Source organism: Nesterenkonia sp. DZ6, assembly GCF_022565835.1.
Lineage (GTDB): Bacteria > Actinomycetota > Actinomycetes > Actinomycetales > Micrococcaceae > Nesterenkonia.
Genome location: NZ_JAJOYW010000001.1, coordinates 928,269 through 945,906 on the forward strand (window position 1 = coordinate 928,269; position 17,638 = coordinate 945,906).

Below are 17,638 nucleotides of genomic sequence, written 5' to 3' on the forward strand. Positions count from 1 at the left end.
CAATCAGAGCCCCCGGACATGACACGGCGCAACCCAGCGCGACCACGCACCGGCGGCGCAGGGTGATGTCCGCGGTCATGTCCCACCGGCGCGCTACCGTAGTGCCATGGCCGAGACCCCCACCCTCTTCGAGATCACTCCCAGCAGCGAGTCCTGGCACACCCGCCGCCGGGTCGGCTTCGACCTGGAGACCACCTCCCGGGATCCACGTGTGGCGCGGATCGTCTCCGCGGCGCTGGTGATCTTCGACGACGCAGAGGTCAGCGCCGACACGGCAGCCGGCAGCGGCGCTGAAGCCGGTGCGGTCGAGCCCGCCGGTCCGGGCGCGCAGCGCGTGCGCACTCGGGAATGGCTGGTGGATCCCGGGGTGGAGATCCCCGCCGAGACCACCGCCATCCACGGCATCTCCACCGAATACGCCCAGGCCAACGGGCAGCCGGCGGCTGAGGCGGTCGCCCAGATCACCACCGCGCTGGCGCAGGAGTTCGCCGCCGGCAGCGCCGTGGTGGTGATGAACGCTCCCTATGACTTCACTGTCTTGCAGCAGGAGGCGCTGCGCCATGGGGTGGAGTTCACCGAGCCGGTCGGGGTCATCGACCCGCTGGTGATCGACAAGCAGGTGGACAAGTACCGTCGCGGAAAACGCACGCTGAGCCAGATGTGCCTGCACTATGAGGTCGAGCTCGACGCCGCCCACTCGGCGACCCCGGACGCCTGGGCCGCGGTAGAGGTGGCCTGCGCGCAGGCGCAGCGCTTCCCGCAGCTGCAGATCCCGGCGCCCGAGCTGCACCGGCTCCAGGCCGGATGGAAGGTCGGGCAGTCGGCGGACCTGCAGGAGTATCTGCGCCGCACCCGTCCCGACGCCGTGGTCAGTCCGGCATGGCCGGTGTGAACGCCGAGGCGACCTCCTCCGACGTCACCGATGGTGTTGTTGAGGGCGGACCTTCCTGACTCGAAGGGTGGAACGACCGGCGAAAGACTGTAGCGTTCCACCCGTCAGTGCCCAAACGGTGCAGGCACGTGACGGTGCCGGGCGCACAGGTAAGATCCATCCTCATGCGCGCAATGGTGATGGATGAGATCGCAGGGCCCCTGGACGTCCGGGACGTGCCCGACCCCGCCCCGCCCGCAGGCGGGGTCGTCGTGGAGGTCCATGCGACCGGCCTGTGTGGCAGCGACTGGCATGCCTGGGCCGGACACGAGAAGCTCACCCTCCCCCATGTGCCCGGTCATGAGCTCGCCGGGGTCATCTCCGCGGTGGACCCTGGGGTGCGGAACTGGCACGTGGGCGACCGCGTGACGGTGCCCTTCGTGTGCGGCTGCGGGGCCTGCGACTGGTGCCGCTCCGGCAACGCCCAGGTGTGTCCCGATCAGCAGCAGCCCGGCTTCACCCACGCAGGTTCCTTTGCCGAACACGTCGCTCTCCACGCCGCCGACACGAACCTGGTGGCCATCCCCGAGGGTGTCTCCTTCGAGGCCGCGGCCGCGCTGGGCTGCCGGTTCGCCACCGCCTACCGGGCGCTGACCGCCCGAGCCGGTGTGCGCGCCGGGGAATGGGTCACCGTGGTGGGCGCCGGAGGTGTGGGGCTGAGCGCGGTGATGATCGCCAAGGCGATCGGCGCCCAGGTGATCGCGGTGGACCGCAGCCCCGAGGCCTTGCAGGCGGCCCGGGACCTCGGCGCCGATCATGGGATCCTCGCCGACGGGCGCGATGTCCCGGCAGCGGTTCGCGAGATCACCGGTGAGGGCAGCGATATCTCCGTGGACGCGGTCGGCAGCGAACAGACCTGCGCGGCGGCGGTCCTGAGCCTGCGCCGCCGCGGCCGCCACGTCCAGATCGGTCTGCTGCCCACCGAGACCGGACTCTCCGCGGTCCCGATGGCCCGCGCCATCGCCTGGGAGCTCGACCTGCTGGGAAGCCACGGCATGGCCGCGACCGACTACCCCGGGATGCTGGCCCTGATCGCTGAGGGCACGCTGCGCCCGCAGGACCTCATCGAACGCGTGGTCGGGCTCGAGGAGGCGGCCACCCTGCTGCCCGCGATGCAGCGGTCCGCGACCCCGGGGATGACGATGATCAACCCCAGGCTCGCGTGATCAACGCTGGCCGCCGAGGGTCAAGGCTGACGTCTCACCCGTGACCCTCGGCCCTTGAACCTTAAGGCTGACCTCTCAGGGCTTGGCCTGCGCGGCGGCCTTCGCGGCGGAAGGCAGCGCATCCAGGATGCGGCCGATGGCGGCGTCGTCGTGGGCTGAGGACAGGAACCACGCCTCGAACACGCTCGGCGGCAGGTAGACCCCGGCGTCGAGCATCGCGTGGAAGAACGGTCCGTAGCGGAAGGTCTCCTGGGCCTGGGCGTGGGCGTAGTTGTGCACCCCGGTGGCGGAGGTGCCGAAGGCCACCGAGAACAGCGAGCCGACCTTCTGCAGGGAATGGTCCACCCCGGCGTCGTGCAGCGCAGCCGTGAGTGCGTCGGCCACGACCTGCGCCTTGGAATCCACGTGCCCGTAGACCCCGGCGGTGGCGTGCTCCAGGGTGGCCACCCCGGCGGCCATCGCGACAGGGTTCCCCGACAGCGTGCCGGCGTGATAGACCGGTCCGGTGGGCGCGAGGTGTTCCATGATCTCGCGGCGCCCGGCCAGCGCGGCGGTGGGCAGCCCGCCGCCGATGACCTTGCCGAAGGTGAACAGGTCCGGCTCCCAGCCTTCCACGCGCCCGGAGGCGCCCCAGTAGCCGGCCTCGGTGATCCGGAATCCGGTCATCACCTCGTCGAAGATCATCAGTGCCCCGTGGCGCTGGGTGATCTCCCGGATGAACGCGTTGAAGCCCTCTTCCGGGACCACCACGCCCATGTTGGCCGGGGTGGCCTCGGTGATCACCGCGGCGATGCGCTCGCCGTGTTCGGCGAAGACGGCTTCCAGTCCGGCGCGGTCGTTGTACTCCACCACGATGGTCTCCGAGGCCTGCGCCTCGGTGACCCCCGCGGATCCGGGCAGCCCGAGCGTGGCGACCCCGGAGCCGGCGGCGGCGAGCAGCCCGTCGGAGTGCCCGTGATAGCAGCCGGCGAACTTCACCACGATGTTGCGACCGGTGACCCCGCGGGCCAGCCGGATCGCGGTCATGGTGGCTTCGGTGCCGGTGGAGACCATCCGGATCATCTGCGCCCCGGGGACCCGGCCGCGGACCAGTTCGGCGAGCCGCGCCTCGGAGGGGTGGGAGGTGCCGAAGCCGAGTCCGGCGTCCACCGCGGCGTGCACGGCGGCGATCACCGCAGGATGCCTGTGCCCCAGCAGCGCCGGCCCCCAGGACCCGACGAGGTCCACGTACTCGGTGCCCTCGGCGTCGCGCAGGTAGGGCCCGTCGGCGGAGACCATGAACGCAGGGGTTCCTCCCACCGAGCCGAAGGCGCGGACCGGGGAGTTCACTCCCCCGGGCATGAGCTCGCGGGCGGTGTCGAAGAGTTCCTGGTTCGTGGTCATCGCGGAGGAGGGTCCTTTCAGCTGACCGGCGGGAAGCCGGCGTCGGTGCGGGGTTGGTCGGCAGGGCGGGTCGAGGCTGTGGGCCGACGGGGCTCGATCGGCGGGTGCGCGGGCGCGCTCGGCGGCGTCTGCGCACTGGACGCCGAGGCACTCCCGCGTGACCCGGCCAGCTCCTCGCGCAGCCATCCGGCCACCTCGGCGGCGTAGTAGGTCAGCACGTTGGTGGCGCCCGCGCGGCGGATCGCGATCAGCGATTCGGTGATCACGGTGCGCCGGTCGATCCACCCGTTGGCGGCGGCGGCCTCGATCATCGCGTACTCCCCGGAGACCTGGTAGGCCGAGACCGGGACGTCGCTGATCGCGGCGGTGTCGGAGAGGATGTCGAGGTAGGCGCTGGCAGGCTTGACCATCACCATGTCCGCGCCTTCGGCGAGATCCAGCTCGACCTCGCGCAGCGCCTCGGTGCGGTTCGGAGCGTCCATCTGGTACTGCTTGCGGTCACCCTTCAGCTGGGAGTCCACGGCCTCGCGGAACGGGCCGTAGAAGCCGGAGGCGTATTTCGCGGCGTAGGCGAGGATCGGCACGTGCTGGTGTCCGGCCTCGTCCAGGGCCTGGCGGATCACCGCGACCTGGCCGTCCATCATGCCCGAGGGTGCGACGACGTCGGCGCCCGCCTCGGCCTGGGCCACGCCCATCTCGGCGTAGACCTCCAGGGTGGCGTCGTTGTCCACCTCGCCGGCCTCGTCGACGAGCCCGCAGTGCCCGTGATCGGTGAACTCGTCCAGGCACAGGTCGCTCATCACGACCAGGTCCTCGCCGACCCGGTCCTTCACAGCGCGGATGGAGCGGTTGAGGATGCCTTGCGGGTCCAGGCCGGCGCTGCCCTGGGCGTCGCGGGTGGTGGGGATGCCGAAGAGCATGATCCCGGCCAGGCCGAGGTCGCGGGCCTCTTCGGCGGCGGTGAGCAGGGAGGCTTCGGTGTGCTGCACCACTCCCGGCATGGAGCTGATCGGCACCGGTTCGGTGAGGCCCTCGCGGACGAAGACCGGCAGGATCAGGTCGGCCGGGTGCAGCCGGGTCTCGGCCACCATCCGGCGCATGGCGGGGCTGCGGCGCAGCCGGCGGGGGCGCTGTTCGGGGAAACTCACGTTCGACTCCTGGTGATCAGGGGGATGACGGTCGGTGCGCTCGGGCTGGCGGCGCGTCACTGCGCAGCCGGTCCAGCTCAAGCGTGTCGCCGCCGGTCAGTCTAGTTCTCAGCGACCCAGGGCGGCCATCACAGCGTCGGCGCTCGGCTCAGAGAGAACACTGGCGGCGGGGATGCCGCGGCGAGAGAGGGTCTTGGCGGTGGGCCGGCCGATGGCCAGCAGCCGGACCCGCTCCGGGACCCCGAGGTCCGCGAGTCCGTCGGCGGCCGAGGAGCTGGTGACCAGCAGAACCGTGGGGTCCACGTGGGTCAGCCGGTCGCGGCGCAGGTCCGCGGCGAGCTGATCGAGGTCCAGGAGGTCTTCGCGGGCGGGCTGCGGGAGCAGCCGCCGGTCCGAGTCGCCGGGCGCGAGCGCTCCGTCGACCACCAGGCAGTCGGTCTCATAGGCGCTGACCTGGGTGACCTGCCAGCCGATGGCGCTGAGACCGTCGCGCAGCTGGGACCGGGCCTGGGCCGACTGCGGCAGCAGCAGCTCCGTGTTCGCACCCGGGGCCGGCTCGGGGATCTCCTGGATCATCCCGGCCGCACTCTTCTCCGCCTCAGGCATCCATGGGGAGGTGATGCCGGTCAGCGTGCGCAGCACCCGGGCAGTGCCGGGGCCGACGACGCCGACGCGTCCCTGTGCCGGAACGGTGCCGTCCCAGCCCAGCTTGACCAGGGCCCGGACGGTGTTGGCGCTGGTGAACAGCACCCACGCGAAGTCGCCGTGTGAGAGCCGCTCGAGCGCCGTCGTCAGCTCGGTGGTGTCGGCGGGCAGTCGCTGTTCGGTGACCGGCAGGAACTGGACCTGCAGTCCGGCGGCGCGCAGCCCTGCCTCCAGCGGGCCCGCCTGTGCGGGGTCTCGGGTCAGGGCGATGCGCATGGTGCCAGCTTCTAGGAATCCACGACGTGCTGCAACAGCCCGAAGTCCTCGGCGAGCAGCTGCTCGGCGACATGAGTGCCGAGCTGGATCGCCCGGTCCACCGAAACCCGACGATCAGCCCCGGCCTCGATCGAGATCTCGGCCCCGGCGCGCTGCACCTTGGTGCCGTCGGGCGCGCAGATCACCGAGTCCAGCCGCAGTGTGGCGCCGCCGTCGGGATTGTCGTCATAGCGGGCGAGCCCGCCGATCGGCGCCGAGCAGCCGGCGTTGAGCTTCGCCAGCAGTCCCCGTTCGGCGGAGGTCTCCAGCCGGGCCGGGATGTCGTCATAGAGCGCCAGCGCCATGCCGAGCGGCGCCGTGGGCTCGGCATCCTCGGCGCGGACCTCCACGGCCAGGGCTCCCTGTCCGGGGGCGGGGAGCATGACGTCGGTGGGGATCAGCTCGGCGATGTGGTGCTCCAGGCCGAGCCGCTTCAGCCCCGCCCCGGCGAGCACGACGGCGTCCAGGTCACCCCGGGCGGCATTCGGTGCCTGCGGTGAGGCCTCGGCCGCAGACCCATGGCCGCGGACCCGGGCCAGCCGGGTGCCGACGTTGCCGCGGATGTCCACGATCTCCAGATCAGGTCGGGCGGCGCGCAGCTGTGCGGCCCGGCGCGGGGAGCCGGTGCCGACCTTCGCGCCCTGCGGCAGCTGGGCCAGCGGGACGTCATCGGCGGAGCACAGCGCATCGCGCACGTCTTCGCGAGAAGGCACCGAGGCGATCGCAAGCCCCTCGAGATCCTTGGCCGGCAGGTCCTTGAGCGAGTGCACGGCCACATCACAGGTCTTGTCGAACAGCGCCTGGCGCAGCGCGGAGGCGAACACTCCGGTGCCGCCCATCTGCGCGAGCGGCCCGGTGAGGATGTCACCCTCGGTCTTGACCGTGATGAGCTCATATCCGGCGTCGGCGTGGGAGGCGAGCGCCTCGGCCGCCGTCGTCGTCTGGGTCAGTGCGAGCTTGCTGCCGCGGGTGCCTACGGTGAAGGTGGGCATCTAGCTCCTTGCGACATCTTTGCGGAAGCGGGTGCAGTTGCAGGGACCACAGATGCCGGACCACTTGCCGGGCACGACCTGCTCGCCGAAGCCGACGGGTTCACCGTTGACGCCCTGCAGGTACTCGCTGAGCACGTCGACCAGTCCGGAGACGAACTTCTCCTGGATGCCAGGGGTCGCGGCGCGGTGGTAGGCCAGGCCGAGCTCCGCGGCGGTGTCCTTGGCCTCGGTGTCGAGGTCCCAGAGCACCTCCATGTGATCGGAGACGAAGCCGATGGGCATCACCACCACACCGGCGACGCCGGCCTCGGCGTCTTCGGTGATGGCGTCGTTGATGTCGGGCTCCAGCCACGGGGTCTTCGGGCTGCCGGATCGGGACTGGAAGGTCAGTGAGTGCTCCAGGCCCTCGGCCTCTTCGACGCTGGCCATCAGGTGGCGCGCGACGGCGAGGTGCTCGGCCGAGTAGACGTCGGTGCCGTATTCCTCGATCACCCGGTCCGGGCCCATGGCCTCGGCGTTGCGGCTGGGGATGGAGTGGGTGACGAAGACGATCTTCGGCTTCGCCTCGGCCTTGCCGGCCTGCTCGAGCTGCGCCCGGACATCGGCGATGCCGGCGGCCAGGGCGTCCTTGAACGGGTCGATGAACGCCTTGTCCATGAAGAACTGACGAACCTTCACCACGCTCATCTCCTCGCGCAGCCCGGTCTCATCCAGGGTGAGTGAGAAGTCCTCGCGGTACTGCCCGCAGGAGGAATAGCCGTTGTACGCGGAGGTGACCAGCGCCAGGATCCGGCGGTGTCCGGCAGCGTGCATCTCGCGGAAGGTCTCGGTGAAGAAGGGGTTCCAGTTGCGGTTGCCCCAGTAGATCGGGATGTTCAGCTGCCGGGCGGCGACCTCGGCCTCCAGCGCCCCCTTGAGGTCCCGGTTCTGCTGGTTGATCGGGCTGATCCCGCCGTTGGCGCGGTAGTGCGTGGCGACCTCTTCGAGCCGCTCATCCGGGATGCCGCGACCTCGGGTGACGTTGCGCAGAAATGGGAGCACGTCATCCTGACCCTCGGGGCCGCCGAAGGAGGCGAGCAGGATCGCGTCATAGTTGCCCGGCTGGTCCTTGGTGGAACCCTCGGCATAGTCCACCGGAAGCGGAGCCGGCGCCTCGGCGGCGTCGGGGCTGGTCTCGGTGCCCGGGGTGGGCGTGGCCTGGGAGGAGTCCGCGACTGCCGAGGCGGCCTGCGCCTCGGTGGGGTGATCGGAGGTCTCGGTCGGGTGCGCCGGTCCGGCGTTCCCGGCTGAGTCGGTGTTCTCGGCCGATTCGGTGTTGTCGGGGGTGATCGTCACAGCAGAACCTCAGCGATCTCCGACGCGGCCTTCAGGCGGCGTCCGGTGTAGAAGGGAATCTCATCGCGTACGTGATAGCGGGTCTCGGACTCGCGCAGCTTGCGCATCATGTCGACCAGATCGGTGAGCTTCGGCGCCTCCAGCGCGAGCAGCCACTCCCAGTCGTTCAGCGCGAAGGCCGAGGTGGTGTTGGCCAGCACCGAGGGGAACTCCTGGCCGAGCATTCCGTGCTCGCGCAGCATCTTCCCGCGCTTGGCCGGGTCCAGCAGGTACCAGTCATAGGAGCGGTTGAACGGGTAGATGACCAGCCAGTCCTCCGGCGGCACCCCGAGGGCATAGGCCGGGACGTGGCTGCGGGCGAACTCGGCGGTGCGGTGCACGCCCATGGCGGAGAACGCGATCCGGGTCTGCGAGAACATCGCGGTGCGGCGGATGCGGCGCACCGCGGCCTGCAGGTCCTCGGCCGAGGGGCCGGTGACCCAGGTGAGGATGTCGGCCTCGTCGCGCATGGCGGAGACGTCGTAGGTGCCGCGGAAGCTGACCTCCTGCTCGGCGAACGCTCCGGCAAGCTGGTCGAACTCGACCTCCACGTCGGCGCCCTGCGGAGCGGGTCCGGTCCGCGCGAAGACGGTGTAGAGGGTGAACCAGTCTTTGCCCGAGGTGTTGACCTCTTCGGGCGTGCGCTGGGCGTTGCTGCCGTAGCTCACAGATGCCTCCATCAGCATTGATCGTCCGTGCGGGACCTCAGGTGACGATGTCCCGCATCCAGCTTATCGCCCGGACTTCCACGGTTTTCTACATGACGTCGAAAAAAGTGACGGACGGCTCAGGAGCGGACGCTGAGGATCGCTGCGGCCGCCGCGCGGGCGTCGGGCACCACCCGGGCCAGTCCGGTGCCGGCGAACCAGGCGCCGATCATATGGAGCCCCGGCTGCTCCCCCGCTGCCGCCCCGCCGGAGGCATCAGCCAGCCGCTCGCGCAGCGCGGCGATCCGTTCGGCGTGCCCGGCGGAGCTCTGCGGAAGCGCCTTGCGCCAGCGGATCACGCTGGCCTCGAGTATCTGCTCGGGTTCGATCGGCAGCCCGAAGAGCGCACCGACGTCGACGGCGGCGGCCTGCAGCAGCGCCTCGTCGCTGGACTCAGCGCCGAGCGCGTCCTGGTGGGTCTGCCCCACCCGTCCATAGGAGAGGCGCACCACGTGGTGACCGGGTCCGTGGGCGTGGGTGACGGCGGTGTCCGCCCATTCCCATTTGGAGCTGATGTGCGTCATCGCCTTGGCGGCGATGTCCCTCACCTGCGGCGCCACCAGCACCCCGGTGCCGCGCGGGTGGTCGTCGAGCTCGGGGGCGTCGAGGATCATCGAGACCAGGGCGACGCCGCGGCCCGGGTCCGGCGCGCCGGCGGCCTGAGTGCCGTCATCTGGACCTCCGGCCGGGGTCAGTCCGGTCAGGTCCAGTCCGCTCAGGTCCACCACTGAAGAGATCAGCTGCACAGCGGCAGGGGCGTCCAGGGCGAGGATCACGTGGTCCGGTCGTGTCCCTCCACTCGCTTCAGTCCCGGCGGCCAGGGCGGCCAGGTCGGTGACCTCCGTGTTGAGCCGGATCTCCGCGCCGAGCTGGAGCAGCTGCGCCTCGAGCGCGCCGACGAGGCGGTTGAGTCCCCCGTGCAGCGAGTTCACCGCCGAGCCGGGAGGGGCCTTGGACTTCACCAGCGCCACCGCGCGGGCCAGCGAGCCCTCGCGCAGCATCGCCTCGAAGAGTCCGGGGGCGGCGTTGTTCATGTCCAGGTCGTCGGGGTCAGCCGAATGCACCCCCGACACGATCGGGGTGACCAGCCGATCCAGCGCGGCCTGGCCCATCCGGTCCCGGACCACCTCGCCGAGGGTGATCTGCCCGGCCCGAGCCTCATGGGCCTCGGCCCAGTTCTCCATGGAAGCAGTGAGATCCTCGGCGGCGCGGCGAGCTTCGGCCTCTCCGAGGATGGCCACCACGTCCGGGGACAGCGGATCGGCCGGGATTCCGAGGATTCCGGTGGCCGGCAGCGGAGCGGCAAGATCAGGCAGCTGCAGCCACGCCGCGGAATGCTGCGGGGCGACCACCTGCTCGTCCAGGCCGAGCTCCTTGAGCAGCCGGGGCACCACGGGTGAGCGGGTCGCGAAGGCCTCAGCTCCGGCGTCGTAGGCGACGCCCCCCATGACGTGGGCGCCGATCGCCCCGCCCAGCCGGTCATCGGCCTCGAAGATCTCCACCGTGGCGCCGGCGCGGGCCAGATCCCAGGCGGCGATCAGCCCGGCGATGCCCCCGCCGACCACGGCGACATGGGGCGGCGAGGCCGGGGCGCTCGACCGTTCGCTCACCGGGGCGCTGACCTGTGCGTTGACGGGTTCACTCAACGAAGCGTTGATCTGGGCGTTCATTCAGGCGGAGCTCAGTCCTCGTAGCCGATCTCGTGGATCAGGCTGACCACGCGGGTGAGCACCTCCGGGTCGGTCTCCGGGGGCACCCCGTGACCCAGGTTGAGCACGTGCCCGGCGGCGCCGGAGCCGGCCGCGATGACCGCGCGCACGTGCTTCTCCAGCACGGGCCAGTCGGCGGGCAGCAGCGCCGGGTCGATGTTGCCCTGCAGCGGCGTCTCCGCACCCACCCGACGGGTGGCCTCGGCGAGGTTCAGCCGGTAGTCGACTCCGACGACGTCGGCGCCGGCCACGCGCAGCAGGTCCAGGATCTCCCCGGTGCCGGTGCCGAAGTGGATCAGCGGGGCGGTGACCCGGTGACCCGCAGGCGTGGTGCCGCCGAGGTCCTGGACATGGGTGAAGGCTTCGGCGGAGTGGCTCAGCACGTGGCGGGCATAGTCCTCGCGGCCCAGTGATCCGGCCCAGGAGTCGAAGAGCTGCGCGGCGGAGGCGCCGGCCATCAGCTGGGCGCGCATGAACCGGCCGGAGACCTCTGCGGCCCAGGCGGCGAGGGCGTTCCAGGTGTCGGGGTCAGCGTGCATCATGGTGCGCGGTCCCAGGTGGTCCCGGGAGGGCTTGCCCTCCACCATGTAGGCGGCCAGGGTGAACGGGGCACCGGCGAAGCCGATCAGCGGGGTGGAGCCGAGCTCGGCCACGGTGCGCCTCACGGCCTCGGTGATCGGCGCGAAGGCGGCGTCGTCGAGCGTGGGCAGCGCCTCGACGTCGGCGCGGGTGCGCACCGGGGAGCCCAGCACCGGGCCCACACCGGGCTGGATCTCGACGTCGATCCCGGCCAGGCGCAGCGGGATGACGATGTCGGAGAAGAAGATCGCGGCGTCGACGTCGTGCCGACGCACCGGCTGCAGCGTGATCTCCGAGGCCAGCGCGGGGTCCAGGCAGCTGTCCAGCATCGTGGTGCCCTCGCGCAGCGCCCGGTATTCGGGCAGCGAACGGCCGGCCTGCCGCATGAACCACACCGGGCGGCGGTGCGGACGTGTGATCTCCCCCGCACTGTTACGCCCGCCGCGATACTGATTCAGCAGAGCGGAGTCGGCGGTGAGCCCGGTGAGCAGCGGGTGGTCCTGCGGCAGCTGCGCGGTGGAACCCTGAGAACGAACGGCCGCCCGCGGGATCGCGGTGACGGAGCCGGTGGCCGGGGAGGACGCGGCCATGCCGGCGAAAGATCCAGAAGTCATATGCCACATTCTCCACTTTTCCGCGCCACACTTCGACCCGCTGTAGAATCAATGACGTCGTGGTACTTATTTCACTCGTTGCCACCCACTCGGAGCTGGACCTCGAGACGGTGGGCACTCTCAGCTCAGGAGCGGCCGAACTGGCCGGTTCCGTACACATGCCTGCCGTGACGCTGGCGACGTGCAACCGCATGGAGATCTACGCCGAGTCCACCGGCGGCTCCCATGATGACGTGCAGACGACCCGCGAACAGCTGCTCGACGCTGTCGCAGAGACCTCCGGCCTGGACCGCGAGCTGGTCGGCCGCTCGTTCCGCACCCTGGTGGAGGACGACGCCGTCTCTCACCTCTTCGAAGTCGGCGCCGGTCTGGACTCCGCCGTGATCGGGGAGCGCGAGATCGCCGGCCAGGTGCGCAAATCCCTGGCCGACGCCCAGCACGCCGGGACCATCTCCGGAAGCCTCACCAAGCTCTTCGAGACCGCGTCGCGGACCGCCAAGGATGTCGGCACCCGCACCGCGCTGGGCTCCCGCGGACGTTCCATCGTCTCGGTGGCCCTGGACATCGCCGGGGACATGCGCGGCGACGGCTCCACGTTCTACCCCGGCGCCAAGATCGTGCTGATCGGCACCGGCGCCTACTCCGGGACATCGCTGGCCCAGCTGGTCGAGCGCGGGGTCACCGACATCGGGGTCTTCTCCGGCTCCGGCCGCGCCGAGGACTTCGTGGCCGAGCGTGTCGGCGGCGCCCGGGCGCTGCAGATGCAGGAACTGCCCGGGGCCTTCCGCAACGCCGATGTGATCATCGGCTGCTCCGGCGGCAACCGGCGGATCACCGCCAAAGAGGTCGAGAACCTGGCCGGACTCTCCGGAGACACCCGGCGGGAGAAGCCGCTGACCGTCATCGATCTCGCACTGTCCCATGACTTCGATCCCGATGTCGCCGAGCTCGACGGAGTGGACCTGATCACCCTGGAATCGGTGAAGATGGCCGCCCCCGGGGAGACCGAGGACTCGGTTCAGGAGGCGCGCGACGTCGTGCGCTCGGCGGTGAACCAGTACCTCACCGAGCGTCGCGAACGCACCGCCGACGACGCCATCGTGGCGCTGCGCCGGCACACCCAGTCGCTGCTGGACGAAGAGATGGACAGAGTCCGCAAGCAGCACGGCTGCACCGGAGCCACCGAAGAGGTGGAGTTCGCGGTGCGCCGGATCGTGCGCAAGATGCTGCACGCACCCACCGTGCGAGCCCGCGAGATGGCCGCCGAGGGGCGCACCGAAGACTATGTGCGCGCGCTCCAGGACCTGCACGGCATCGAGGTCACGGTCCGCCAGGAGACCACGCGCGCCACCCCGGCGAAGCGCCGCCGGGCCGAGGACTTCTCCGCCGCGGAGCTCGCCCAGATGGCCAGCTACCTCACGAAGGTCCCCGTCGGCGGGTTCTGCCAGCACCATCGCCCCGGCGAGTTCGAGATCGAACGCATCGACGCCGTGCGCCACATCCACATCCGCCGCGCCAGCTGAGCCGCCTCTCCCCCGCGGCGAAGCTTGACCTCGCTGAGGAACTGCGGGCAGAGCAGCTCGTCCACGCCGCGGAGGTCGACCCGGTCGCGGCGCTCCAGTCTGCAGACGGTCTTGACGTGGAAGTGTTCTCACTCCGTGCAGCAGGTCGCATGCGCGTGGTGGTCGGGAGAAGAGATCGTAGACCTGAGGGTCTGTCGCAGGGCTTCAGCCCCACGGTTCGCCACAGGTCTACGATCTCTTCACCCCAGGGAGGGGCTTCCCGATGGTTCAGATCAGTCGAGGCCCTGTTCACTGAGCCAGTCGGCGGCGACGTCGGCGGGATCGGCCTGGTCATCGACGCTCTGGCTGTTCAGTGAGATCAGCTCCTCGCTGGTCAGCGCGGCGTTGACCTCGTCGAGCACCGCGGCGGCGGCCTCGTCGACCCGTTCGGAGACCACCGGGATCAGGTTCTGCGGCAGCACCAGCTCCTCGGGGTCCTCGAGCACCACGAGGTTCTCCGACTTGATGATCGGATCGGCGCTGTAGATGTCGGCGACCTCCACGTCCCCGCTCAGCAGCGCGTCCACGGTCAGCGGCCCGCCGGAGTCCTGGACCGTGACCACGCTGATCTCCACGCCGTAGACGTCCTGGAGCCCCTCGGGTCCGTAGGGCCTGGTCTCGAACTCGGAGTTCGCCGCGATGCGCAGATCCTCGATCCCGGCCAGGTCGGACACCTCGGTGAGGTCATTCTCCTGCGCGAACTCGGAGGTGACCACGAAGCTGTCCTGGTCGGTGGCCTCGGCCGGCTCGAGCACGCGCAGACCCTCGGGCAGCGCCTCCCCGAGCGCGGCGGTGATCTCCTCGAGGGTCGCCGCTTCGGCTGCCTCGTCGTAGTACTGCAGGAAGTTGCCCGCATACTCGGGGAAGACGTCGATGGCGCCGGATTCGATCTCCGAGACATAGACCTCCCGCTGACCGATCTCGAACTCGCGCTCGACCTCGATGCCCTCGGCTTCCAGCGCCTGCGCGTAGAGCTCGGCGATGATGGTGTTGGAGTAGTACTGCTGGGATCCGATCACCAGGGCCTCGCCCTGTTCGGCCTCGCCCTCACCATCCTCGGCGAGCGGGTCTCCGCCGCCGCAGCCGGTCAGCGCCAGAGCGGCGATCGTTCCTGTGACCCAAAATCCGGTGGTCCTCATCTGTCGTCCTCTTTCTCTCGGCAGCTCCCACTTCAGCGGCAACTTGTCCTAGGCGAAATCTTCGCAGAAACACCAGCTCACCGGCAGAGGGTGCTCAGTGCGCAGTCACATTCGCGCGATTCTGGTGCGGTGCTTCAGGATTCGAGGCCTCCGGGCGCCCGTTTGCGCGCCGACTCCGGGGGTCTCGGCGGGAGCCGGAGACGCGCTGCGGTCCGGCGAGCCCCGGGACCCGGCGGAGCAGCCGCTGGGTGACACCGAAGGCCGCGTCCACCAGGATGGCGAGCAGGATCACCACCAGTGAGGCGCCGAGCATCACGGAGTAATCGTAGGTCTGCAGCCCCAGGAACAGCTGACGTCCGAGCCCGCCGGCCCCGACATAGGCCGCGAGCGTCGCGGTGGCGATGATCTGCAGCGCGGCGAGCCGCAGCCCGCTCAGGATCAGCGGCAGGCCCAGCGGGATCTCCACCCGGGTGAGGATCTGCCAGCCGCTCATCCCCTGGGCGCGCGCGGCGTCCACGGTGGCCTGGTTCACCGATTCCACCCCGGCGTAGGCGCCGGCCAGCACCGAGGGCGCGGCGAGGATCACCAGCGCCACCATGGGGGCGGTCAGCCCGATCCCGGTGAACAGCGCCACCAGGGTGAGCAGCCCCAGCGTGGGCAGCGCGCGGGCGGCCCCGGTGGCCACGATCGCGAGTCCGCGACCCTTGCGGGTGTGTCCGATCGCCAGGCCCAGCGGCAGCGCGATCACCGCGGAGATTCCCAGCGCAAGCAGGGTGTAGCCGAGGTGCTCGAGGGAACGCGCCCAGAGCCCGCCGGGCCCGGCCCAGGCCTCGGCGGTGAGCAGCCAGTCCAGGGCTTCGAGGATGTTGGTCATGCGGAGACCTCACGAGCCCGGGCCGGCAGCGGACGACGACGGCGGCTCGGCTGCTGCCACGGCATCAGCATGCGCCCGGCCAGGACCAGCAGCAGGTCGCAGATCAGCGCGAGCACCACGGTCATCAGGATCCCGGCCACGATGGAACCGATGATGTTGCGGGCGAATCCGTCGGTGAACAGCGAGCCCAGCGAGCTGACCCCGAGCACGGCGCTGACCGAGACCAGGCTGATCGAGCTCACGCAGACCACACGCACCCCGGCGAGCAGGGCGGGGCCGGCGAGCGGGAGCTCCACGGTGAAGAATCGTCCGACTCCGGAGAACCCGATGGCGGTGGCGGAGGTGCGCACGTCGTCGGTGACCGCGTCCAGCGCCTCCGCGGCGGAGCGCACCATCAGGGCCAGTCCGAAGATGGACAGGGCGATGACCACGTTGAGCGGGTCACGCACCGAGGTGCCGATCAGCGCGGGCAGCAGGATGAACAAGGGCAGCGAGGGCACCGCGTAGAGCAGCCCGGTGCCGGTGAGCACCGGCTCGCGCAGCACCCGCACCCGGTTCGCACCCCAGGCCAGCGGGATCGAGAGCACGAAGGCGATGATCACGGCGGGCAGGCTCAGCGCCAGATGCGCCAGCGTGAGCTCCCCGATGCGGGGGAGGTTGTCCAGGACCCAGGTCATGGGTGCTGGACGGGATCGGCTCGGACACCGTCGGGCTGGGCGCCGTTGGGATGGGCCCCGTCGGGCTGGGCGCCGCCGGGCTGGCCGCCCCCGGGCTGAACACCATCCGGCTGGGAGTCCACCACACCCAGGGGTCGGCCCTGGGCGTCGGAGATGAGCCAGCCGCCGTCGTCGGCCGTGGCGGCGGTCAGCGATCGCCGGCCCGAGTCCAGGCCCAGGAAGCGCGAGACGAAATCGTCCTGCTGGTTCTGCACCAGCTCCGCTGGGGTGCCTGCGGCGGCGACCTCGCCACCGGCCTTGAGCACCACGATCTGGTCGCCGAGGGTCAGCGCCTCGTCGATGTCGTGGGTGACGAAGATGATGGTCTTCTTCAGGTCCGCCTGGACCCGGGAGAGCTCGCGCTGCAGCTCGACGCGCACCAGCGGGTCCACGGCGCCGAAGGGCTCGTCCATGAGCAGGATGTTGGGGTCGGCGGCGAGTCCGCGGGCCACCCCGACGCGCTGCTGCTGGCCGCCTGAGAGCTGGCCGGGGTAGCGGGTGCCCAGGGAGGCGTCGAGACCGACGATCTCCATCAGCTCGTAGCCGCGTGCCCGAGAATCGGCCCGGGAGGCGCCGTTGAGCCGCGGCACGGTGGCGATGTTGTCGATGACCCGGCGGTGCGGCAGCAGCCCGGAGTGCTGCATCACGTAGCCGATGCGGCGACGCAGGGCGACCGGCTCGGCGTCGGCCACATCTTCATCGTCGATGAGCACGGCCCCGGAGCTGGGGTCCACCATCCGGTTGACCATGCGCAGCAGCGTGGTCTTCCCGCAGCCGGAGGAGCCCAGCAGCACGGTGGTGGTGTGCGAGGGCACGATGAGGCTGAAGTCCTGGACCGCGGGGGTCCCGTCCGGGTAGGTCTTGGTGACCTGCCGAAATTCGATCATGACGCCTCCATCAATGCCTGTCGGTGGACCTGCGCATGCTCACCCAGACGATTCTCCATCACATCCAGGGCCTGCGGGGAGGAGTCGATGCAGATGAAGCGGCGCCCGGTCTCCACGGCCACCGCACCCAGGGTTCCAGAGCCGGCGAAGAAGTCGAGCACCCAGTCCCCCGGGTTCGAGGAGGCCTGGACCATCCGGCGGATGAGTCCGACCGGCTTCTGCGTGGGATACCCGGTCTTCTCCCTCCCGGTGGGCGAGACGATGGTGTGCCACCAGACGTCGGTGGGCAGCTTGCCCAGCGCGACCTTCTCCGCGGTGACCAGCCCGGGGGCCATATAGGGCTCGCGGTCCACGGCCTCGGCGTTGAAGATGTAGCCCGAGGGGTTCTTCACGTAGACCAGGATGGTGTCGTGCTTGGTGGGCCAGCGCTTCTTGGTCCGCCCACCGTAGTCATAGGCCCAGATGATCTCGTTGAGGAAGGACTCCCGCCCGAAGATCGCATCGCAGAGGACCTTCGCGTAGTGGACCTCGCGGTAGTCCAGGTGCAGGTAGAGCGTGCCCTCATCGGCGAGCAGCCGCCAGGCATGGAGCAGCCGGGGCTCGAGGAACTCCCAGTAATCGGTGAAGGAGTCGTCGTACTCGGCCAGCGCGCGGCGGACCGTGTCATAGCTGCGCCCGGCGAAGCCCACCCGGTTGCCCTCGCCGTCGGGGCGCCGGGTGTTGGTGGTCTTGGTGGCCCGCTGGGCCCGCCCCGTGTTGAAGGGCGGGTCCAGGTAGATCACCGTGAAGGCACCGTCAGGCAGGTCCGGCAGGAGCTCGAGGTTCTCGCCCTCGAGCACCTGGGATCCACCGCTGGGGTCGAAGCTGCCGCTGCTCGCCGCAGCCTTCTCCCCGATA

At 70.3% G+C, this 17,638-nt stretch carries 16 protein-coding genes; 3 read left to right on the plus strand and 13 right to left on the minus strand.

Going from position 1 to position 17,638, the window contains the following annotated elements:
* Nucleotides 1-106: 106 nt before the first annotated feature.
* Both LTH93_RS04135 and LTH93_RS04140 read left to right on the plus strand, forming a co-directional pair.
* A complete protein-coding gene (locus tag LTH93_RS04135) occupies nucleotides 107-892 on the plus strand; it encodes a 3'-5' exonuclease (protein ID WP_241463869.1) in 786 nt (261 codons plus the stop codon).
* Between the two features lie 164 nt (nucleotides 893-1,056).
* Nucleotides 1,057-2,097 carry a zinc-dependent alcohol dehydrogenase family protein gene (locus tag LTH93_RS04140; protein ID WP_241470160.1) on the plus strand — a complete coding sequence of 347 codons (1,041 nt, stop codon included), beginning with the start codon at nucleotides 1,057-1,059 and terminating at the stop codon, nucleotides 2,095-2,097.
* 75 nt (nucleotides 2,098-2,172) lie between these two features.
* On the opposite strand, the gene hemL is transcribed toward LTH93_RS04140, so the two are convergent.
* The 8 genes from hemL to hemE all read right to left on the minus strand — a co-directional run bounded on the left by hemL (nucleotide 2,173) and on the right by hemE (nucleotide 11,563).
* A complete protein-coding gene (hemL, locus tag LTH93_RS04145) occupies nucleotides 2,173-3,480 on the minus strand; it encodes a glutamate-1-semialdehyde 2,1-aminomutase (protein ID WP_241470161.1) in 1,308 nt (435 codons plus the stop codon).
* A gap of 17 nt (nucleotides 3,481-3,497) precedes the next feature.
* Nucleotides 3,498-4,628 carry a porphobilinogen synthase gene (hemB, locus tag LTH93_RS04150; protein WP_241470162.1) on the minus strand — a complete coding sequence of 377 codons (1,131 nt, stop codon included), beginning with the start codon at nucleotides 4,626-4,628 and terminating at the stop codon, nucleotides 3,498-3,500.
* Between the two features lie 108 nt (nucleotides 4,629-4,736).
* Nucleotides 4,737-5,549 (minus strand): uroporphyrinogen-III synthase, encoded by an 813-nt coding sequence (locus LTH93_RS04155; protein WP_241463863.1) that lies wholly within the window; start codon nucleotides 5,547-5,549, stop codon nucleotides 4,737-4,739.
* An 11-nt stretch (nucleotides 5,550-5,560) separates the two neighbouring features.
* Entirely contained in the window at nucleotides 5,561-6,580 is a 1,020-nt protein-coding gene (gene hemC, locus LTH93_RS04160; protein WP_241470163.1) for a hydroxymethylbilane synthase, read from the minus strand.
* Nucleotides 6,581-7,915 carry a ferrochelatase gene (locus tag LTH93_RS04165; protein WP_370642661.1) on the minus strand — a complete coding sequence of 445 codons (1,335 nt, stop codon included), beginning with the start codon at nucleotides 7,913-7,915 and terminating at the stop codon, nucleotides 6,581-6,583.
* A complete protein-coding gene (gene hemQ, locus LTH93_RS04170) occupies nucleotides 7,912-8,634 on the minus strand; it encodes a hydrogen peroxide-dependent heme synthase (protein WP_241470164.1) in 723 nt (240 codons plus the stop codon). Before hemQ ends, LTH93_RS04165 begins: the two co-directional genes overlap by 4 nt.
* Before the next feature lie 107 nt (nucleotides 8,635-8,741).
* Entirely contained in the window at nucleotides 8,742-10,331 is a 1,590-nt protein-coding gene (locus LTH93_RS04175; RefSeq protein WP_241470165.1) for a protoporphyrinogen/coproporphyrinogen oxidase, read from the minus strand.
* A gap of 11 nt (nucleotides 10,332-10,342) precedes the next feature.
* Nucleotides 10,343-11,563 (minus strand): uroporphyrinogen decarboxylase, encoded by a 1,221-nt coding sequence (hemE, locus tag LTH93_RS04180; RefSeq protein WP_241470166.1) that lies wholly within the window; start codon nucleotides 11,561-11,563, stop codon nucleotides 10,343-10,345.
* A 59-nt stretch (nucleotides 11,564-11,622) separates the two neighbouring features.
* On the opposite strand from hemE, the gene LTH93_RS04185 reads away from it, so the two are divergent.
* Nucleotides 11,623-13,086, plus strand: coding sequence for a glutamyl-tRNA reductase (locus tag LTH93_RS04185; protein WP_241463857.1), 1,464 nt, complete (start codon nucleotides 11,623-11,625; stop codon nucleotides 13,084-13,086).
* A gap of 272 nt (nucleotides 13,087-13,358) precedes the next feature.
* Here the strand turns inward: LTH93_RS04185 and LTH93_RS04190 are convergent, their stop codons facing one another.
* From LTH93_RS04190 to LTH93_RS04210, 5 genes are all read right to left on the minus strand, one after another.
* Nucleotides 13,359-14,264, minus strand: a complete 906-nt coding sequence (locus LTH93_RS04190; protein ID WP_241470167.1) for an ABC transporter substrate-binding protein — start codon at nucleotides 14,262-14,264, stop codon at nucleotides 13,359-13,361.
* Nucleotides 14,265-14,358: 94 nt separating this feature from the next.
* Nucleotides 14,359-15,138 carry an ABC transporter permease gene (locus LTH93_RS04195; protein WP_241470168.1) on the minus strand — a complete coding sequence of 260 codons (780 nt, stop codon included), beginning with the start codon at nucleotides 15,136-15,138 and terminating at the stop codon, nucleotides 14,359-14,361.
* Nucleotides 15,135-15,815, minus strand: a complete 681-nt coding sequence (locus tag LTH93_RS04200; protein ID WP_241463852.1) for an ABC transporter permease — start codon at nucleotides 15,813-15,815, stop codon at nucleotides 15,135-15,137. The genes LTH93_RS04195 and LTH93_RS04200 overlap by 4 nt, the downstream gene beginning before the upstream one ends.
* Nucleotides 15,812-16,741, minus strand: coding sequence for an ABC transporter ATP-binding protein (locus LTH93_RS04205; protein ID WP_241470169.1), 930 nt, complete (start codon nucleotides 16,739-16,741; stop codon nucleotides 15,812-15,814). The genes LTH93_RS04200 and LTH93_RS04205 overlap by 4 nt, the downstream gene beginning before the upstream one ends.
* Nucleotides 16,738-17,637: a DNA-methyltransferase gene (locus LTH93_RS04210; protein WP_370642693.1), complete on the minus strand. Its 900-nt coding sequence runs from the start codon at nucleotides 17,635-17,637 to the stop codon at nucleotides 16,738-16,740. The genes LTH93_RS04205 and LTH93_RS04210 overlap by 4 nt, the downstream gene beginning before the upstream one ends.
* Between the last annotated feature and the right edge of the window lies 1 nt (nucleotide 17,638).